This is a genomic window from Actinoplanes sp. NPDC051633, assembly GCF_040681735.1.
Taxonomy (GTDB): Bacteria; Actinomycetota; Actinomycetes; order Mycobacteriales; family Micromonosporaceae; genus Actinoplanes.
The window spans coordinates 1-2,149 of the sequence record NZ_JBFAZH010001257.1 but is presented as its reverse complement, the minus strand read 5'-3'; the positions used below and the strand labels follow the sequence as shown (position 1 = coordinate 2,149).

The following is a 2,149-nucleotide window of genomic DNA, read 5'->3' as shown; positions in this document are numbered from 1 at the left end:
CCGCTATCGCACCCGCGACCTGACCCGCCTGCTGCCGGGCACGGCCCGCCCGATGCGCCGGATGGAGAAGATCACCGGCCGCTCCGACGACATGATCATCCTGCGCGGCGTGAACCTCTTCCCCACCCAGATCGAGGAGCTGATCCTGCGTACGCCGGCGCTGGCGCCGCATTTCCAGTGCGTGCTGACGCGGCCGGGGCGCCTGGACGAGCTGACGGTCAAGGTGGAACGCCGGGCCTCGACGTCCGCGCCGGAGGCCGAGGAAGCGGGCCGCGAGCTGGCGACGCTGATCAAGAACACGATCGGCGTCTCGGTGGCGATCGACGTGATCGAGCCGGACGGCGTGGAGCGCTCGATGGGCAAGATGCGCCGCATCGTCGACAACCGCCCACCGGCCTAAGGGCCTGCCCTAAACCGGTCGCCGGGCGTTGCCGGCCCGGCTAGCGTTCCGACCATGAATCGCCCGGTGCCCGCGCAGGTTGACCTGCCCGCCCTCGACCATGAGGTGCTGGCGTTCTGGCGCGACAACGACGTGTTCGCCCGCAGTCTGGAGCTGTCGGCCGGGCGGCCCGAGTGGGTGTTCTACGAGGGGCCGCCCACCGCCAACGGGATGCCCGGCGCGCACCACATCGAGGCGCGGGTCTTCAAGGACGTCTTCCCGCGCTACCGGACCATGAAGGGCTACCACGTCGCCCGCAAGGCCGGGTGGGACTGTCACGGGCTGCCCGTCGAGCTGGCCGTCGAGAAGGAGCTCGGGTTCGACGGCAAGCGGGACATCGAGGCGTACGGCATCGCCGAGTTCAACGCCCGCTGCCGCGAGTCCGTGACCCGGCACACCGACGCCTTCGCCCGGCTCACCGAGCGCATGGGCTATTGGGTGGACATGGACGATGCCTACCGGACGATGGATCCCGGATACATCGAGTCGGTCTGGTGGTCGCTCAAGCAGATCTTCGGCAAGGGCCTGCTGGTCGAGGACTTCCGGGTCGCGCCGTGGTGCCCCCGCTGCGAGACCGGGCTGTCCGACCACGAGCTGGCCCAAGGGTACGAGAACGTCGTCGATCCGTCGGTCTTCGTCCGCTTCCCGCTGACCTCCGGGCCGCTCGCCGGCCGGGCCTCCCTGCTGGTCTGGACCACGACGCCGTGGACGCTGGTCAGCAACACCGCCGTCGCCGCGCACCCCGACGTCACGTACGTCGCCGCCACCGACGGCAACGAGCAGCTGGTCCTCGCCGAGCCGCTGGTCGAGCAGGTCCTCGGGGCGGGGTGGACGAAGACGCGGGAGTTCACCGGCAAGGAGCTCGAGCGCTGGACGTACCGGGCGCCGTTCGATCTCGTCGAGGTCGGCGACGCGCACATGGTGATCCTGGCCGGCTACGTGACCACCGACAGCGGGTCGGGGCTCGTCCACCAGGCGCCGGCCTTCGGCGCGGACGACCTCGCGAGCACCCGCGCCTACGGCCTGCCGATGGTCAATCCGGTGCGGTCGGACGGCACCTTCGAGCTCGGGGTGCCCCTGGTCGGCGGCATGTTCTTCAAGACCGCCGACGACACCCTGGTACGCGATCTCGCCGAGCGCGGCCTGCTCTTCAAGCACGTCCCGTACGAGCACAGCTACCCGCACTGCTGGCGTTGCCACACCGTGCTGATCTACTACGCCCAGCCGTCCTGGTACATCCGCACGACCGCGATCCGCGACGCGCTGATCCGCGAGAACGAGCGAACCAACTGGCAGCCGGCGACGATCAAACACGGACGGTACGGCGACTGGCTCGACAACAACGTCGACTGGGCGCTGTCCCGCCGCCGCTACTGGGGCACGCCGCTGCCGATCTGGCGCTGCGGCGACGACCACCTCACGTGCGTCGGCTCACTCGCCGAGCTGGGCGCACACGCGAAGCGTGACCTGTCGGACCTGGACCCGCACCGCCCCTACATCGACGAGGTCACCTTCGACTGCCCACAGTGCTCAGCCACGGCCACGCGGGTGCCCGAGGTGATCGACGCCTGGTACGACTCGGGTGCGATGCCGTTCGCGCAGTACGGCTACCCGTACGCGAACGCCGAGCTCTTCGAACGCACGTACCCGGCGCAGTTCATCTCCGAGGCGATCGACCAGACCCGCGGCTGGTTTTACACCCTGATGGCC

At 69.7% G+C, this 2,149-nt stretch carries 1 protein-coding gene and 1 pseudogene; both read left to right on the top strand.

All coding sequences use genetic code 11. The features are described 5' to 3' along the window. Positions 1-400, top strand: a pseudogene (locus AB0M20_RS39765) (phenylacetate--CoA ligase); the annotation flags it as partial. Between the two features lie 54 nt (positions 401-454). Beyond that, positions 455-2,149 (top strand): isoleucine--tRNA ligase (gene ileS, locus AB0M20_RS39760; protein ID WP_364306271.1); only part of this gene is annotated, 1,695 nt, incomplete at its 3' end.